General features: G+C 67.1%; 15 protein-coding genes. 6 read left to right on the forward strand and 9 right to left on the reverse strand.

From position 1 onward, the window contains the following. The first annotated feature begins 90 nt into the window (after positions 1-90). The gene (locus NFL01S_RS20720; RefSeq protein WP_062977742.1) at positions 91-1,218 is read left to right on the forward strand and encodes a CHAP domain-containing protein; all 1,128 of its coding nucleotides are present in this window, start codon (positions 91-93) and stop codon (positions 1,216-1,218) included. Between the two features lie 157 nt (positions 1,219-1,375). On the opposite strand, the gene NFL01S_RS20725 is transcribed toward NFL01S_RS20720, so the two are convergent. From NFL01S_RS20725 to NFL01S_RS20745, 5 genes are all read right to left on the reverse strand, one after another. Beyond that, on the reverse strand, positions 1,376-2,140 hold the full coding sequence (locus NFL01S_RS20725) for an adenylate/guanylate cyclase domain-containing protein (RefSeq protein ID WP_062978179.1): 765 nt from the start codon (positions 2,138-2,140) through the stop codon (positions 1,376-1,378). 728 nt (positions 2,141-2,868) lie between these two features. After that, positions 2,869-3,636: an ABC transporter permease gene (locus NFL01S_RS20730; protein WP_062977744.1), complete on the reverse strand. Its 768-nt coding sequence runs from the start codon at positions 3,634-3,636 to the stop codon at positions 2,869-2,871. Beyond that, entirely contained in the window at positions 3,636-4,628 is a 993-nt protein-coding gene (locus NFL01S_RS20735; protein ID WP_062978180.1) for an ABC transporter ATP-binding protein, read from the reverse strand. Before NFL01S_RS20735 ends, NFL01S_RS20730 begins: the two co-directional genes overlap by 1 nt. Positions 4,629-4,955: 327 nt before the next feature. Next, complete coding sequence (locus NFL01S_RS20740; protein WP_245670811.1) at positions 4,956-5,582, reverse strand: hypothetical protein; 627 nt, start codon at positions 5,580-5,582, stop codon at positions 4,956-4,958. A gap of 845 nt (positions 5,583-6,427) precedes the next feature. Continuing rightward, positions 6,428-6,733 carry a hypothetical protein gene (locus NFL01S_RS20745; protein ID WP_062977746.1) on the reverse strand — a complete coding sequence of 102 codons (306 nt, stop codon included), beginning with the start codon at positions 6,731-6,733 and terminating at the stop codon, positions 6,428-6,430. A gap of 342 nt (positions 6,734-7,075) precedes the next feature. Here NFL01S_RS20745 and NFL01S_RS20750 point away from each other — a divergent pair, with 342 nt between their 5' ends. Further along, positions 7,076-8,263, forward strand: a complete 1,188-nt coding sequence (locus NFL01S_RS20750; protein WP_062977748.1) for a helix-turn-helix domain-containing protein — start codon at positions 7,076-7,078, stop codon at positions 8,261-8,263. Between the two features lie 79 nt (positions 8,264-8,342). Here NFL01S_RS20750 and NFL01S_RS20755 read toward each other — a convergent pair whose 3' ends face one another. Genes NFL01S_RS20755 through thiO form a run of 3 tightly spaced genes read right to left on the reverse strand, consistent with a single transcriptional unit; the run spans position 8,343 to position 10,427 of the window. Further along, entirely contained in the window at positions 8,343-9,101 is a 759-nt protein-coding gene (locus NFL01S_RS20755; protein WP_062977750.1) for a thiazole synthase, read from the reverse strand. Further along, the gene (gene thiS, locus NFL01S_RS20760) at positions 9,094-9,342 is read right to left on the reverse strand and encodes a sulfur carrier protein ThiS (protein WP_062977752.1); all 249 of its coding nucleotides are present in this window, start codon (positions 9,340-9,342) and stop codon (positions 9,094-9,096) included. The genes NFL01S_RS20755 and thiS overlap by 8 nt, the downstream gene beginning before the upstream one ends. Then, the gene (gene thiO, locus NFL01S_RS20765; RefSeq protein ID WP_245670812.1) at positions 9,339-10,427 is read right to left on the reverse strand and encodes a glycine oxidase ThiO; all 1,089 of its coding nucleotides are present in this window, start codon (positions 10,425-10,427) and stop codon (positions 9,339-9,341) included. Before thiO ends, thiS begins: the two co-directional genes overlap by 4 nt. Before the next feature lie 51 nt (positions 10,428-10,478). Here thiO and thiE point away from each other — a divergent pair, with 51 nt between their 5' ends. Beyond that, positions 10,479-11,174, forward strand: a complete 696-nt coding sequence (gene thiE, locus NFL01S_RS20770; protein WP_062977754.1) for a thiamine phosphate synthase — start codon at positions 10,479-10,481, stop codon at positions 11,172-11,174. 506 nt (positions 11,175-11,680) lie between these two features. Here thiE and NFL01S_RS36140 read toward each other — a convergent pair. Further along, the gene (locus tag NFL01S_RS36140) at positions 11,681-11,836 is read right to left on the reverse strand and encodes a CG2302 family histidine operon protein (RefSeq protein ID WP_168433890.1); all 156 of its coding nucleotides are present in this window, start codon (positions 11,834-11,836) and stop codon (positions 11,681-11,683) included. Positions 11,837-12,004: 168 nt separating this feature from the next. Between NFL01S_RS36140 and NFL01S_RS20775 the strand changes: the two genes are divergently transcribed. From NFL01S_RS20775 to NFL01S_RS20785, 3 genes are read left to right on the forward strand one after another with little or no spacing between them, the layout of a single operon-like run. Continuing rightward, a complete protein-coding gene (locus NFL01S_RS20775; protein ID WP_062977756.1) occupies positions 12,005-13,720 on the forward strand; it encodes an acyclic terpene utilization AtuA family protein in 1,716 nt (571 codons plus the stop codon). Then, on the forward strand, positions 13,717-14,868 hold the full coding sequence (locus tag NFL01S_RS20780; RefSeq protein WP_062977758.1) for an acyl-CoA dehydrogenase family protein: 1,152 nt from the start codon (positions 13,717-13,719) through the stop codon (positions 14,866-14,868). The genes NFL01S_RS20775 and NFL01S_RS20780 overlap by 4 nt, the downstream gene beginning before the upstream one ends. Beyond that, positions 14,865-16,463, forward strand: coding sequence for an acyl-CoA carboxylase subunit beta (locus NFL01S_RS20785; RefSeq protein ID WP_062977760.1), 1,599 nt, complete (start codon positions 14,865-14,867; stop codon positions 16,461-16,463). Before NFL01S_RS20780 ends, NFL01S_RS20785 begins: the two co-directional genes overlap by 4 nt. The last annotated feature ends 5 nt before the right edge of the window (positions 16,464-16,468 follow it).

Raw genomic sequence — 16,468 nt, forward strand, 5'->3', positions numbered from 1 at the left:
GCGGCTCGTATGAGTGTGTCGTGAGGTGCTGATGAGGGTCGAACACTCGTTGGTCGATCGCGCTCGCCCCGGCCAGGGACGGGCGCCCCGATGACAGATAAAGACCACGGCAAGCTGAATATCGAACTGACTCCGCCCGAGGGGATTCGGGAAGGCGCCCGTGCCGTGATAGAGGGTGTCGAGGAGAACATTCAGTCGCAGGTTCTGCTGCTGGCGTCGAACGATACGACCTACGACCCGGATATGGTGAGCTGGCTGGAAAATCGGGGCATGCTCGGCCCGAAAGGGCTCGACGCACCGGAGGGCGAGTCCGTCATGATCGAGGATTACGGTGGTCGCCGCGGCGAAATCGAAAACCAGACCGCGGATATGCAGGCCAAGAACGATTCGGTGGACGCGGAGACCTATGCGGCGTTCAGTACCACGAATCAATCCTTTCAGGACATCAGTTCGAAGGTCCGGGCGCTCCAAGAGGTCTTCGACGGGTTGCCGGGCCGCGTCGACAGCGACCTCGACGGCGATATCGACGGCAACGACTACATGCCGATCGTCGCGGAGTGCGCGGCCGTCGGCCGTGCCCTGAACACACTCGCCGAGGTAATCGATATCGTCGACGGTGCACAAGCCGAGTACAACGCCGGGGCCGAAAGAATCGAACGTCTCACCCCCGGCAACAGCGGTGACCCGAACGTGATCTGGGGTGACCGTTCGCCGACCAGCAACATGACCTTCACCGTGACAGGCGACGCAACCCGCGACAGCATCCTCGGTATCGCCCGCGACGAACTGGGGCGCGGTGTGGCAGAGCGGGGCGGCAGCTCCAATACCGCGTACTACACCGACACCGGAAAGAACACCCCGTACAACATCGGCGACGCCTGGTGCGCCTCGTTCACCAGTTATGTCTGGGAGAAGGCCGGTTACGAGGTCGACTGGACGAACAAGAACTACGTGCCCGCGATCTGGAACGACGCGAAGGCCAACCTCGAGACCGCCACCGCCAACCAGGCCGAGCCCGGCGACCTGATCATCTTCGATTGGCAGGGGGACGGGACACCCGATCACATCGGCATCGTGGAATCGGTCAACGGAAGCACCATTACGACCATCGAGGGCAATTCCAGCAACCAGCTGCGATCCAACAGCTACCAGATGGGCAACGCGGACCTGGTCGGTGTCGTCAAACCGCCCGCGAGCAAATCGGGCGCTGTCGTATAGCGCAGACCCGCCGCCCGCCTGTGCCGCCGCAGCGGAGTCGGCCGCACAGGCTGTCGCGCCGCCGTCGAATCCTGCACTGTGGGCGCACACACGGTCGCCTGGGAGCGACAATCCGTGCGACGAACTGGCCGGCGGCGGTATCGCCGGCCGCCCGTCGTCAGCCCGTGCTGACCCGGTAGATACGCAGATCCTCCGGAACCCCGCTGAGCGGGGCGGCGAAGAAACTGCGCCGGTAGGCGCGGGCGGTATGCCCGAGGTCCGCCAGCGTCTCGGGTTCCAGCGCGGCGAGGGTGGACTCCGAGATCATCATCCGGCCGTTGCCCGCCGCTTCCATCACCCGGGCCGCGATGGTCACGTCCACGCCCAGCCAGTCGCCGCCGATCTCGCGCGGCGAACCGGTGTGCAGGCCGATCCGCATCCGCGGCCGGTAGGTACCCATGGTGATATCGGCGAGGTTGCGCCGGGCCGCGATCGCGGCTTCGACCGCGCGGTCGGCGGACGGGAACACCGCCATCACACCGTCGCCCATCCGTTTCACGACCTGCCCGCCGCGTTCGGCGATGGGCGGTTCGATGGCGCGGGCGACCTTGCGCAGCAGGGCCAGGGTGGCCTCGTCGCCGGCGGTCAGCGACCACGACGAGAACGAAACCAGGTCGGTGAACATCACCGTCATTTCCTGGGCCCCCTTACCGCGGCCGAGACGTTCGAGCGCGGCCTGCCAGACCTGCAGGGCGCCGAAACCGATCTCGCGGGCTGCGCTGGGGCTGTCGCCGACCAGCCGGTCCGCGGCGCGGGCGACGGCCCGGGCACCGCCGGGGCCGCTGACCGAGAGCGGATCGCCGAAGACGGGATCGCCGGGGAGTTGTTTGCGGGCCTTACGCAGGACGTCGATCACATCCGGGCGGTTGTTCGCGGCGTACATGAAGGCGGACAGCGGACCGATCCGGGGACGGACGGGTTCGTCGGTGTCTCCGGGGGCGGCGCCGTCCGTGGTGCCGTTGGCGTCCTCCGCGGTGGCGTTGCTCGCGTACTCGGGCGGCGTGTACGACCCCGTCGTTTCACCTTGTCGCCGGCGCTGCGCCCGTCGTGACCGCGTGGTCGCCGTAGCGCCATTTTTCCGGACGGGGCTCGGATCGATGGCCGGGCCCTCGTTGCCGACGCGCGCCGCGGCGTTCTGGTCGACCTCCGGCTCCGGTGCGCTGCCGCCGGAGGGTTTCTCGTTCACGTCCCGAGGGTATCTCAGAGGGTCTGCCGTGGTGGGAGTGCTGAGAATGGTCACCTGTCACCTCTATCGGAGGAGTGCGGCACGCCGTTGGGTCCGCCGATGGAAAACGTGTGGTGCCTGACCTCGTGGTCCTGACGTCGATGGTAGCCAGGACCGCCGGTCGGGAGGTGAACTCCCGGTTACCGATAGTGGGCATTCCCGGCGGCCACACATCGATGATCAGGTCGGACGTCCAGGCTGTGATAACGGCCACCGTTCCGGTCCGGATAACGACCACCGGTCCGGTGCGTGGGCGCACCGGACCGGTGGTAGAGCACCCCGGCGGCCGGGCAGTGGCCGCCGAGGCGCGGGATGCGCGAATTCTTCCGACAAGGTCGCGCATCCGATACCCGAGCGGCGAGGGAAGCGGCTCGGGCGGTTCGGGGTCAGGCGTCGCGCCGGTTGACCACGAGCAACGCACTGCCCGCGACGACCACGACGAAGGCAGTGAAGTAGGCGAGGCTGCCCCACACACCCCAATGCCAGTTCGCCGAGGACAGCGAGTCGTCCATTGTCGCGAAGCGGCTCGCGTTCTGGAACGGCAGGAACGCGCTGATCTCACGTCCCACTTTACCCAGTGCGCCGACCAAGGGTTCGATGATCAATTGCCACAGGACGATCAAGGAGATCGCCGCGGCGGATTGCCGGACCAGGACACCGATCGCGATGGCCACCACCACATTGAGGAAGGCCAGGATCGGCACCGCGTACAGGGCCCGCCAGTTGTCCTCGAGTACCAGTGTCGATCCCGCATCGCCCGCAACCGCCTTGGCGACGGCATAGGCGGCGAAGGCCAGCACCGTGGTCAGCACCGCCGCATACAGGCCCACCAGGATCGCTTTCGCGCCGATCACGGATGTGCGGTTCGGGATGGCCTGGAAGGTGGTCCGGATGATGCCGAACCGGTATTCGCTGGTCACGGTCAGAGTAGCCATGATGGACAGCACCAGGATGCCGAAACCGGTGACACCGAGAAATGCGGTATCGACCGTGATGACGGGGGCACCGGAGGCTTGCGGGTCGTCGGCGGCGATCCGCCCGATCAGACCGAACAGCGCGGCGAACCCGACGGCCAGCGCCACCACGATCACCGAACACCACCACGGCGAACGAGTGGAGGTGAGTTTGATGCGTTCCGCGGCGATCACGCCCATTACTTCGTACCTCCCGTGAACAGCGGTTCGGAATCCGCCGATTCGTCCATGACCACGGTGGCATCCGCCGGTGATCCGATCTCGCCGTGGTACTGGACGTCCCCGCCGGTCATCCGCATGAACGCCTCCTCCAGGGAGCCGCGCTGCGGGGCGAGTTCGAAGAGGGTGATCTGGTGTTCGGCGGCCAGCGTTCCGACGGCATCGCTGGTAACGCCGTTCACGATGAGCGCCGCGCCGTCGGCGTTGCCGTCGTTCTCCTTCACCGTCATCCCGTGCGAGGTGAGCAGGCTGCGAAGTTCGTCCAGTTGCGGGCTGCGCACCCGCACCGAAGCCTCCGACGCGCGTTCGATGAAATCGGAGGTCGTGGAATCGGAGATGAGCCGGCCGCGCCCGATCACCACCAGGTGATCGGCGGTCTGCGCCATCTCCGACAGCAGATGGCTCGACACCAGAACCGTGCGCCCCTCGGCCGCGAGCCGCTGCATGAACCGGCGGATCCACAGGATCCCCTCCGGATCGAGACCGTTGACCGGCTCGTCGAACAGCAGCACCTTCGGGTCACCGAGCAGCGCCCCCGCCAGACCCAGCCGCTGCGACATCCCGAGCGAGAACCCGCCCGCCGATTTCCCGGCCACCTCCGAGAGCCCGACCAGCCGCAGCACCTCCTCGACCCGCGATTTCGGCAGATCGTTGGAGGCGGCCATCCATTCCAGATGGGCGCGGGCGGAGCGGTTGGGATGGACCCATTTCGCGTCGAGCAGCGCGCCGACCTCGCGTAACGGATGTTTCAGTTCGGCATACGGCTTGCCGTGGATCAATGCGGTACCCGAGGTGGGCCGGTCCAGGCCCAGGATCATCCGCATGGTGGTGGATTTACCGGCGCCGTTCGGTCCGAGGAAACCGGTGACCTGCCCCGGTCGTACGGTGAAGGTCAGGTCCTGGACCGCGACGGTCTGCCCGTAATGCTTGGTCAAGCCCCGGACTTCGATCATGCCGACCAGCATGCCCTATACCCGGAGCGCGCGCGTCGCCCGATGGTCGCGACTCGCGGTCATCCTCGAGGATGACGGGGGACTGTCTCGGTGGGGACAACCCCGTACGGGGTCGGTTCATGGGCTGGACATGGACGCGATCTCCGCGCAGTCGCGGTGACCAGGGGACGCGCTGAGGACGGGAAGGGTTGTGTCGGCCTGCCGATAGTTAGAGCTCGACAGGGCACCTGCGGCCGACCTCGATAACGGTGCTCGTGCCAGCGCATCAGTCCCGAACTTCGGGACTGATCGCACCGAGCGATCTGAGGGCGTCGTTGTGACGTGCGGTTATGTGGACATTGAGGAGGGGCTCCATATGCGAGACCCGGTTCCGGAGCCCATGTAGCCGACTGGCCCGATCAGCGACGACGATTCCGGCTGGATCGTCGGCGGGCGGTGAGGAAAGGCGTGGTGTAGCGCTTGACGCCACAGGATCTGGCGACCGTGATAGTTCGGGTCCTTGGTGTCCTGGGTCGGCAGCAGTTTGGTCCAGACCCCGAAGGTGATCTGCGCCAACAGATCGTCATGGGTGACTGCGGCGCTCTTCCTCGGATGCCCGGAATCCCGGATGTCCTTGGCTTCGTTGGCGTGCTTTTCTGCCGTCCGGCGAGAACTCCGTGTCAGCGAGTTGAGCGGCCGTGCCGGATCGATGAGCCAATCCTGGCTGTGAGCGGCGCCGGCCATGGTGTGATGGGCCTGCGAGGCATTCCACGTCCGCAGCTGCCCGTCGATGGCGTTTCGTAGCGCGACTTCCGTGATCGCGAGCACCTGCTGGAACGACGCCGACAATTGAAGGTTCCACTTGTATAGCTCGAGAGCTCGGAATGGGTCGTTTCCGCAGCGTGCTGTGTAGGTGGCGAGCCTTACCGGGTGCAGATGTTTGTTGACCGCGACGATAGTCGCATGCTTTGGCATCTCCCAGGCCCTCCGCTATGATCGATTGCAGATACGAGGACGAGGTCCCTCGTGAACACATGGAGTTCCCCCCGCGGCAGCTAGGCCGTGGGGGTACTTCGTTTCAGGGGGACAGTAGCCGCCTCGACCGCGATCGCGAAAGCGAATCTCCTTCAGCCAGAACATCTCTGCAATGCTGGCGGAAGTAGCACCCCCGAATTCGAGGCGATCCAGGGGAGTCCAGGACCCGTTTCCGTGCCTTCACCTGGCGGTTTACGGTGATGTTGGGGCCCGGAAGATGCTGCGCAGTGCCGTTCGTCGTGTGTGGGCGGTGGTGCCGGTGACTCCGCGCATCGCGGCGTCGATGTTGTGGTTGCGCGGGTGCGGGCTGGAACGAGCAGGCCTGCCTCTGCGAGCAGTGGCAGCACTCGACGGGCGGTGGTCCTGCGCTGAGCTGAGCTCGGCGCGTGGATATCTTCCTCGTGGATTGGCGCATCAGAACCCAACCAGGACAGCAGCAGTCGCAGCGACCTTCGAAACGCCGGAGTCGTACGTACTGACGTGCAGGAATACAAACTTGACCCGAACATTCTTCTCAGGGAACCTGCACGTACTCCAGTACCTTCGCTCGCATCCAGACCTTGACACCTTGGACAGCTGACCGGGGTTGGACGCTGCCGTCTCTGCCGGTGCAGGCTGGATCAGCGGCGGGACCGCAGCAGCGCACACCACCACGTGCGCGAGTTTCGGAATCGGAGGTGCACCGAAGGCCTGACTACTGGCGGGTGAGGATCATGGGTTCCGGAACAGCACTACGGTGAGCCCGGTCAATCCGACTACGAGGACGACCAGGACGAGATCGGCGATCACCGTTCGACCACCGGCCACCGGTACCCCTTCGGGTACAGGCACAGTGGCGTAGCGAGCGCGGCCTGCTCGGTGATCGCGTGCCGCACCGAGCCGGTGTGCTCGAGCGCCGGGACTGCGACGGCCGCCGCGTCGTGCTCCGCGACCGCGCCGGTCACGATCAATGCCGAGAGCAACGGCCCGGTGTCGAGGTAGAGCGTGTGCACCACCCGGAATCCGTGCTGCTCGGCGACATCGTGCACGTCGGCTCCATATCCTTGTAGGTCCCGGCGGATCATCGCGACCGCTCGCTGCATCCGGGTCATGACCAGTTCACCGCCTCGACGTATTCGGCGGCCATGGAGTACCGAGGGCAGCGGTGCCCGGCGTGGATCGCCATGACGTGGTGGGCATGGGAGCGGCCACGTAACGGGTCCGTCCACCGGCATGCCGCCGGATAGATCTCCAGTCGCCGCAATCCCGCGGCTACGCGACGCAATGTCCGCGAATCTGTAAGCCATTCCCCGACCACTCCACACCCCTTGCGTCCCCGAACGGCCGATTGGTATCCCCGCCGGGGCGTCGGGGCCAACCTGGCCGGCAGGGCTGGTTCAACCCTGTCTCGCGGGGCGCCTGCGAAGTGCCACAACCTGTGGCACCGTTGGTATATGGACGACGTGAGCGTCGGCGCGCGGACCGCCAGGGCACGCAAACTCGCGCGACTCACACAACCGCAGCTTGCGATGAAAGCGAACGTGTCGCTGTCACTGTTGCGGAAGGTCGAGCAAGGCTCTCGGCCGGCCTCACCCGCGTTCATCGCAGCCGTCGCCCGTGTCCTGGGCGTCGGAATCGCGGATTTGACCGGCCAGCCGTACCGGCCCGAACAGAACGATGCGGGTGCTCATGCCACCATCCCCGAGCTACGGCGCGCGATAGTGGCATTCGACGACGAACCACCCGCGATACCGCTCACCTTCGGTGAACTCACCACCATGTTGGACCGCGTGCGAGAGGGGATGCGCCGTGCGCGATACAGCGACCTCACGGCCGATCTCCCCGACGTGATCCGCGGCCTGCACCTACTTGCCGATGACAAAGCCCCGGGACGCCAGCTCGAGGAAATCCACGCGGCCCTTGCCTACGCCTACAGCAAGGCGATGCTGTTCGCCTACCAGTACGGCTACCTCGACCTCGCCGGGCTGGCTGCCGAACGCTGCGTGCGGGCTGCCGACCGCAGCGGAGACCAGGTGTGGCCGATCGCGGCCGAGTACAACCGGGCGTTGATCCTGTTGTCCTCCGGCGCCTACACCGGCGGGCAACGGATCATCGAACGTGCCTACTCCGCCAGCGAGCAACTGGAGACAACGCCGGATCTGCTGGCTGTGCGTGGCGCGTTGCACCTACGGGGGGCGATTCTGTCCGCCCGTGCACTCGACTCCGACACTGCGGAATCACATCTGAGCGAGGCCCGGAGTATCGCGGCGGCCGTCACCGGGAGGAGCTACCGCAACTACGGGACCGGCTTCCGTCCATCGAATGTCGACATACATTCCGTGGCCGTCCCGGTCGAACTGTCGAACTACACGACTGCGGTTTCACGCGCCGAGGGGATACAACTACCGTCCTCGGTCGCGCCGTCCCGGGTCGGGCACCACTACATCGACCTGTCTCGGGCGTGGCTGCTGTATGGGAACAAACAGCGAGCGCTGGCAAGCCTGGAGAAGGCGCGGGCCGCGGCCCCAGAACTGACCCGCAACCACCCTCAGGTACACGAGACCGTGCGTGCCCTGGCTCATTCCCGCCGGGGGACCGATCCCCTGACCCGCTTCGCGAAGTGGGCGAATATCAAGGTTTGACCGGTCAACAGTCACTGTGACTGTTCAGTCGAGGCCCTTGAATGTCCAAGGTGTAATTCACCATCCGCGCCGCGCCGCTCTACAGCCCGGGCGACGAGGCCTGAGCCCAGAACCGTTTCGGTATGCGGCCCGCCTCGCGCGCCCGGTGCCCGGCCCGTACTGCATCCGCCATGGCGGCGGCCATCAGCGCCGGGTTGCGGGCACGGGTCACCGCGGTCGCGAGCAGGACGGCGGAGCAGCCGAGTTCCATGGCGAGCGCGGCATCGCTGGCGGTGCCGATACCGGCGTCCAGGATCACCGGCACCTGTGCGCGGCTCACGATCATCTCGATATTGTGCGGATTCCCGATCCCCAGCCCGGTACCGATCGGCGCGCCCAGCGGCATCACCGCCGCGCACCCCGCATCCTCGAGCCGCCGGGCCAGGGCCGGGTCGTCGTTGGTGTACGGCAGTACCGTGAAGCCGGCGTCGACCAGCTGTTCGGCGGCGTCGAGGAGTTCGATGGGGTCGGGCAGCAGGGTGCGCTCGTCGGCGATCACCTCGAGTTTGACCCAGTTCGTACCCAGCGCCTCGGCCGCCAGCTGCGCGGTGAGCACCGCTTCGGCGGCTGTGCGGCAGCCCGCGGTATTGGGCAGGGGGGCGATATCGAGGCGTTTCAGCAGATCGAGTACGCCGGTACCGCCGGCGGAGTCGACGCGGCGCATGGCCACGGTGGTCAGTTCGGTTCCGGAGGCGAGCAGCGCCTCCTCCAGCACCGTCAGGTTCTCCGCCCCGCCGGTGCCCATGATCAGCCGGGAGCCGAAGGTGCGGCCGGCGATCCGCAACGGTTCGTCAGCCACCCTGGACCGCCGTCAGCACGTCGATCTCCCAGCCGCGCCCGACCGGTTCGTTCCAGCGTGATTTCGGGAACACCGCGCCGTCCACTGCGAGCGCCACACCCTGGCACGGCAGTTCCAGCCGTTCCAGCAGTTCCCGGACGGTGAGCGGGGCGGTGAATTCGTGATCGGTGCCGTTCACCGTGACACCGATCGGGACCTGCGACCCGGCCGCGGGTGACCCCGATGCTGATGACACTGTCATCGATTACCTCCTGAAGATGTGGACGCACCGAAACGGTGCGGATCGGCCGTCGCGACTTCGGGCAGCGGTTGTCCGCCGAGTTCGGCGAGAACAGCATCAGCCGTGAGCGCACTGGTCAGCATGCCATTGCGGCCGTGCCCGGTGGCGGCGATCACGTGGTCGGACAGCCGGCCGATCAGTGGAAGATTGTCCGGGGTGCCCGGCCGGGATCCGGCGCTCGCCTCGGTCAGTTCGTATTCGCCTATCCCGGGGAGCACGGCTTCGGCGTCGGCAATGAGATCGCGGACCCCGGCGACGGTGACGGCGGTGTCGAAACCCGCCTCGTATTGGGTCGCACCCACCACCACGCCGTCGTCGCGCGGCACGAAGTACACGGGCCGCCCGTGGATCCGGGCCCGGACCACACGGGTGGGTGGCGGTTGCGTCCCCGGACGCTGCCGCAGACGCAGGATCTCGCCCTTCACCGGCCGCACCGGCAGCCCCGGCCAGAGCGCCGCCGATGCGGCCCCGGCGGCGAGCACGATCCGGCTGTGGTCGAGTTCGGTGAGATCGCGAACCCGTTCCGGCCGTACGGTGACACCGGCGTCATCGGCGGCCTTGCGCAGCGCGGTGACCAGCCGCCGGTTGTCGATGGCGGGTTCGGCGGTGGCGAGTAACCCGGCCCGCACGGTGCGGGCCAGCGCGGGTTCCAGTGCCCGCACCCCGGCGCGGTCCAGGAGGCGCAGGTCGTGCCCGTGCCCGTTCACCCAGTCGGCGATGGTGTGCAGATCGGCGGCGTCCGCGCCGTCCTGGGCGATGGTCAGCGTTTCCCCGGCCACGAAGACATCGACTCCCGTGACCGCCGCCAGCCGGGCCGCGAAATCCGGCCAGTGGGCCAGCGCCGCCGCCCCGAACGCGAGCACATCGTCCTCACCCGGCCAGCCTTCGGACAGGGGTGCGAGCATCCCACCGGCAACCCATGAGGCGCCGCTGCCGACCGCCGGGTCGAAGAGGGTCACCGACCAGCCCGCTTCCGCGGCCCGCCACGCCACGCCGAGCCCGATCACACCGCCACCGACCACGGCGACGGTCGCGGATGTTCGCACTAGTTCCACCTCCTGCAACATTTCCACGTTAGCGCGGTTACGGTGGCAGTTGTGCAACCGTCCTCTGCTCGCCGACAGCTTCCGCCGCGCGATCGTCTCGCGACCGCCCGGCTGTACCTGTGCACCGACGCCCGCCGGGAGAAGGGCGATCTGGCCGCGTTCGCGGATGCGGCGCTGGCCGGTGGTGTCGATATCATCCAGCTACGCGACAAGGGGTCGCCCGGGGAGCAGCAGTTCGGGCCGCTGGAGGCCATGGGCGAACTCGCGGCGCTCGCCGAACTACGTGCCGCCACCCGCCGCCACGGCGCGTTGCTGGCCGTGAACGACCGCGCGGATATCGCCCTGGCCGCGGCGGCCGACGTGCTGCACTTGGGGCAGCAGGACCTCCCGCCGTGGTACGCCCGCCGGATTCTGGGCCCGGATGTGGTGATCGGCCGCTCCACGCGAGACCGTGAACAGGCTCGCCTGGCCGCCGCCGACGAACATCTCGACTACTTCTGCACGGGCCCGGTGTGGGCGACGCCCACGAAACCGGGTCGTGAACCGGCGGGTTTGGCACTGGTGCGCGAAACCGCCGAGGCCGCGCCGGCGCGACCGTGGTTCGCCATCGGCGGTATCGACGGCTCGACGCTGCCGGAGGTCCGGGCCGCGGGCGCGGAGCGGGTGGTGGTGGTGCGGGCGATCACCGCGGCCGACGATCCGGAGGCGGCGGCCCGGGAGTTGAAGTCCGCACTGCTGGCGGACTGACCGAAGGATCGCGGGGCTCAGCTGGGTGGCTGCCGGTGCGACAAGCCGTCAGCGCTACCGCTCAGCGTCGCGCTGTCCGCCCATTGTGTCGGTACGCCGGTCCCGCCCGGCGCAGATGGGCAGGACCGGCGTATCGGCAGGGTCGAGGAGGCTGCCGGTCGCCGAGAGCGGCGGGGCGGTTCCTGGACACCTGTCGAGGACTGCCCCATCGGCCGCCGCCGGAAACCTCCCCGGCAGCGATTACTTGTTCGATGGACCGAGCACAGGTCGCGCTGCCCCGCGCACTTCGCGGAGTCCGGCGTAGAAATCGTCGCCGGTGTCCTCGATGAACCCCCGACCGGGTTCGCCGGTTGCGGTTCGGGCGGGCGCGCCGCCCGGCGACCGGGAGCCTGGCGCTGGTCAGTTCGCTCCGCACGGCGCCGATCACCGCGCCGGTGCCGCAGCCGGCGGCGGGAACCCGCAACGGAACTACTTTGGCGACCATCCCGCCGGGGGCAACTGCGTCCTCACAGTAACCAGAGGACCGCGCCCGCTGCCGCGAGCACCGCGGCTATCCCAAGGCTGATCGAGAGGGGGCGGGTGGTCTTCCAGGTGGTGTAGGCGCCGCCGATCAGGAATCCGGCGAGGGTGAACAGGAGCACTACGGCGACATCGGTGGACACGGCAACCCATTGTGCCTGGTCGCCCCGGGTGGACGCGGCCGGGCAGGAGCCAGCGGATTTAACAAGCACGCGTGCTTGATTTTTTTCCGGCCGCCTGTGATGCTGAACTCGTACACCAACAGCCCGGGCGCGCTTTCCCGCCCGTAGCGGTAGGAGGCGTAACCGCTGATGAGTGCTCTGGCCGATAATCCGGACGTGATCCGGATCGGCAACTGTTCCGGGTTCTACGGTGACCGGCTGACAGCCATGCGCGAAATGCTCGAGGGTGGGCAGCTCGACGTGCTCACCGGCGACTATCTCGCCGAACTGACCATGCTGATCCTGGGGCGCGACCGGATGAAGGATCCCGGGCTGGGGTATGCCAAAACCTTCCTTCGCCAGCTCGAGGATTGTCTCGGCCTGGCGCTGGAACGCAAGGTGCAGATCGTCACGAACGCGGGTGGCCTGAACCCCGCCGGGCTGGCGGAAAAGGTGCGCGAACTGGCCGCCCGGCTCGGGCTGGACGTGCAGGTCGGTTTCGTCGAGGGCGACGACCTGCTCGACCGCGCCGCGGAACTCGGGCTGGGCTCTCCGCTGACCGCCAACGCCTACCTCGGCGCCTGCGGTATCGCCGACTGTCTCACCGCAGGCGCGGATGTGGTGGTCACCGGCCGGGTCACCGACGCCTCGGTGGTCGTTGGCCCGGCGATCGCCCATTTCGGCTGGCAGCGTACCGATTACGATCGGCTCGCCGGTGCCGTGGTGGCCGGTCATGTGATCGAATGCGGCACTCAGGCCACCGGCGGTAACTTCGCATTCTTCACCGAGCTGCCCGATCTGGGCCGGCCGGGTTTCCCGCTTGCCGAGATCCGGGCGGACGGCAGCAGTGTGATCACCAAGCATGCGGGCAGCGGCGGTGCGGTCACGGTCGATACGGTCGCCGCGCAGCTCATGTACGAGATCCAGGGTGCGCGCTATGCCGGACCCGATGTGACCACCCGGCTCGATACCGTCGAGCTGTCGGCGGACGGGCCGGATCGCGTACTGATCAGCGGAGTCCGGGGTGAGCCGCCACCGCCGCAGCTCAAGGTTTCGCTGAACACGCTGGGGGGTTTCCGCAACGAGATGGAATTCATCCTCACCGGGCTCGATATCGAGGCGAAAGCCGAACTGGCGCAGCGGCAGCTGGAATCCTGGCTACCGCAGCGTCCCGCCGAACTCGACTGGACCCTGGCCCGGCTCGACCGCCCCGATGCCGAGACCGAGGAGCAGGCGAGCGCTCTGCTGCGCTGCGTGGTCCGCGACCCCGATCCGAACAAGGTGGGCCGCGCTTTCTCCAGCGTCGCCGTGGAACTCGCGCTGGCCAGTTATCCGGGCTGTAGTTTCACCACCCCGCCCGGCAACGGTTCGCCCTACGGTGTGTACCGCCCTGGTTTCGTCGATGCGGCCGAGGTTGCGCATACCGCGGTGCGGCCCACCGGCTGCCGGGTCCTGCTGGGTGCTCCCTCGGAAACCCGGGAACTCGCCGAGGTGCCCGAACCCGAACTCCCCGAACCGCTCCCGGCCGCGCCCACGAAGCGTGTTCCGCTCGGCAGTATCGCGATGGCCCGCAGCGGCGACAAGGGCGGTGACGCCAATATCGGCGTATGGGCCCGCACCGACGAACAATGGCGCTGGCTGGTGCATACTCTCACCGTCGACCGCCTGCGTGAACTGTTGCCGGAAACCGCCGGGCTCGAGGTGGCCCGGCATGTTCTGCCCAATCTGCGGGCGCTCAATTTTCTGATCACCGGTCTGCTCGGCGAAGGCGTGGCCTATCAGGCCCGTTTCGATCCGCAGGCCAAGGGCCTCGGCGAATGGCTGCGGTCCCGCCATATCGATATACCGTCGGAGCTGCTGCCATGAGCACTGTCTGGAACACGCCCGAACGCCGCGAATTGCGCGCTACCGTCCGCGCGTTCGCCGAGCGCGAGATCCTGCCGTATCTGGACGATTGGGAGCGTGACGGCGAGATCCCGCGAGACCTGCACAAGAAGGCCGGGGCGCTGGGTCTGCTCGGTATCCAGTTCCCGGAGGCCGTGGGTGGCGCCGGCGGAGACGGGATCGACGGGGCGATCGTCTGCGAGGAACTGCACTACGCGGGCGTTTCCGGCGGACTTTTCGCCTCGCTGTTCACCTGCGGTATCGCCGTCCCGCATCTCATCGCCGCGGGCGATCCCGAACAGATCGACCGCTGGGTGAAACCGACCCTGGCCGGCGATAAGATCGGCTCCCTGGCGATCACCGAACCCGGGGGCGGTTCCGATGTCGGCCACCTCACCACCAGCGCGCGCCGCGACGGCGACCACTACATCGTCAACGGCGCCAAAACCTACATCACCTCCGGTTGCCGGGCCGATTTCGTGGTGACCGCCGTACGCACCGGCGGCCCGGGCTCGTCCGGGGTATCGCTGCTGGTGGTGGAGAAGGGCACACCCGGTTTCACCGTCGGCCGGAAGCTGGACAAGATGGGCTGGCGCGCCTCCGATACCGCCGAGCTGTCGTACGAGGATGTGCGAGTGCCGGTGGCGAACCTGGTGGGTCCGGAGAATTCCGGATTTCTGCAGATCGCGGCGGCCTTCGTCAGTGAGCGGGTGGGCTTGGCCGTACAGGCGTATTCGAGTGCGCAGCGCTGCCTGGACCTCACCTTGGATTGGGTGCGTCAGCGGGAGACCTTCGGCCGCCCGCTCATCAGCCGGCAGTCCGTGCAGAACACCGTCACCGAGATGGCGCGCCGCGTCGACGTCGCGCGCGTCTACACCCGTGAGGTCGCCGCCCGCGCGGCTGCCGGCGAAACCGACCTGATCGCCGAGGTCTGTTTCGCCAAGAACACCGCTGTCGAGGCCGGGGAGTGGGTCGCCAACCAGGCCGTGCAATTGTTCGGCGGCCTGGGCTATATGCGCGAATCCGAGGTGGAACGCCAGTACCGCGATATGCGAATTCTCGGGATAGGCGGCGGTACCACCGAAATTCTCACCGGTCTGGCCGCGAAACGATTGGGGTATCAGGCATGACGATACTGAGCAGCACTCTCGACACCACCTCCGCGGAGTACACGGCGGCGGCCGAGGCGATGACGGCCAAACTCGCCGAGGTCTCCGCAGAATTCGAGAAGGTTGTCGCGGGCGGCGGTCCGGAGAAACTGGCTCGGCACCGCAAACGCGGCAAGCTGACCGCCCGCGAGCGGATCGAACTGCTCATCGACGAGGATTCGCCGTTCCTCGAACTGTGCCCGCTCGCCGCGTGGGGCAGCGAATTCCAGGTCGGGGCGAGTACGGTCACCGGAATCGGCGTGGTGGAGGGCGTCGAATGCATGATCGTCGCGCCCGATCCCACCGTGCGCGGCGGCACCTCGAATCCGTGGACGCTCCGGAAAACCCTGCGCGTCAATGACATCATCCGTGAGAATCGCCTTCCCGTGATCTCGCTGGTGGAATCCGGCGGTGCCGACCTGCCCACGCAGAAAGAGGTATTCGTCCCGGGTGGCCGGATGTTCCGCGATCTCACTCAGGCATCCGCCGCCGGAATACCCACCATCGCATTGGTTTTCGGCAACTCCACCGCGGGCGGCGCCTACATTCCCGGTATGTCCGACCATGTCGTGATGATCAAGGAACGCTCCAAGGTGTTCCTGGGCGGTCCACCGCTGGTGAAGATGGCCACCGGCGAGGAATCCGATGACGAATCGCTGGGCGGCGCCGATATGCACGCCCGAGTTTCGGGTCTCGCCGATTACTACGCGCTCGACGAACAGGACGCCATCCGGATCGGGCGGCGTATCGTCAAACGGCTGAACTGGAAGAAACAAGGCCCGCCGCCCCGGGCTTCGGCACCGGAACCGCTTTTCGATCCCGAGGATCTGCTCGGTATCGTCCCGCCCGACCTCAAGATTCCGTTCGATCCGCGCGAGGTGATCGCCCGTATCGTCGACGGCTCCGATTTCGACGAATTCAAACCGCTCTACGGTTCGAGCCTGGTCACCGGCTGGGCCGAATTGCACGGCTACCCGGTCGGTATTCTCGCCAATGCTCGCGGTGTGCTCTTCTCCGAGGAATCGCAGAAGGCCACCCAGTTCATCCAGCTGGCCAACAAGACGAACACCCCGCTGCTGTTCCTGCACAACACCACCGGCTACATGGTCGGTAAGGAATACGAGCAGAAGGGCATCATCAAACACGGCGCCCAGATGATCAACGCGGTCTCCAATTCGAAAGTCCCGCATATCTCGGTGCTCATGGGCTCCTCCTACGGCGCCGGGCACTACGGTATGTGTGGTCGTGCCTACGACCCCCGTTTCGTATTCGCCTGGCCCAGCGCGAAATCCGCGGTGATGGGCGGGGCGCAACTGGCCGGCGTGATCTCCATCGTCGGCCGCGCCTCCGCCGAGGCCCGGGGGCAGGCCTTCGACGAAGAAGCCGATGCCGGGATGCGCGCCATGGTGGAAGCGCAGATCGAGGCCGAATCGCTGGCCATGTTCATGTCCGGGCGGCTCTACGACGACGGTGTCATCGACCCGCGCGATACCCGCACAGTGCTCGGTATGGCCCTGTCGGCCATCCACACTGCACCTGTCCAGGGCGCCGAGGGCTTCGGCGTCTTCCGAATGTGAGGCCG

Origin of the sequence: Nocardia flavorosea NBRC 108225 (assembly GCF_001613385.1) — a bacterium.
In the GTDB taxonomy this organism is placed as follows: Bacteria; Actinomycetota; Actinomycetes; order Mycobacteriales; family Mycobacteriaceae; genus Nocardia; species Nocardia flavorosea.